Origin of the sequence: Bradyrhizobium cenepequi (genome assembly GCF_020329485.1) — a bacterium.
GTDB lineage: Bacteria > Pseudomonadota > Alphaproteobacteria > Rhizobiales > Xanthobacteraceae > Bradyrhizobium > Bradyrhizobium cenepequi.
Genome location: NZ_JAGKJI010000172.1, coordinates 1 through 753, shown reverse-complemented (window position 1 = coordinate 753; position 753 = coordinate 1). Strand labels below are relative to the sequence as shown.

At 68.1% G+C, this 753-nt stretch carries 1 protein-coding gene; it reads right to left on the bottom strand.

The window, feature by feature from the left end; all coding sequences use genetic code 11:
• The coding region (locus tag J6497_RS40755) for a hypothetical protein (protein WP_225709760.1) at positions 1-753 on the bottom strand (753 nt) is incomplete at both ends.

Below are 753 nucleotides of genomic sequence, written 5' to 3'. Positions count from 1 at the left end.
GAGCTCGTTGCCCTGGATGTTGACCATGATGTTGTTGGCCGACATCGCCAGCGACACGTCGCGCACGCCGGAGACATCGATCGTGGCGCCGCGCTCGGCGAAGATGCGCCCCGCCGCCGACACCGCCACCTGACCGCCCTGCGCGATGGTCAGCGAGCCCGCGCCAGCAGCTCCGCCCTTGAAGACCACATTGCCGCCGCTGACGATCTCGATGCGCGACTGGTCGAGACGATCGGCGAGCAAAGAAAGATTGTCGAACGGGCCGGTCGCCTGCTGGCTGCGCTGCTGGTTGGCGGTGGCCGACGCCGCGATCAGCCCGTCGCGTTGGCTGTTGAGCGCGGTCTCCTCGCTCTCCAATTCGGGGATGACGGTGGTGACGCTGCCCGCGCCGAGCGTCACGCTGCCGAGCGTATCGGTCGCCGAGTTGAGCAGATGGATCGTGCCGCGGGTGTTGACCGAGGTCGAGGCGATCAGCGCGCCGTTCTGTTCGATCGTGCGGCCCGCCAGCGTGATGTCGCCCTGCGCGCTGGAAACCATGCCGTCATTGCGGACCAGTCCCGCGAGACTCCCGGCACGAAACACTGGCGCGATCTCGTTGCCGCGGGTGGTCGATGCGACGTTCTGGTCGGTGCCATAGCCGCGCCGCAGCACGAAGTCATCGCCTGCGGCAAACTGGGCCTGGCCGTTGGGCGTCGTGATCGCGCCGGCATTGACGACCTGCCCGCCCATCAGCAGCACGAACCCGCCGCCGGA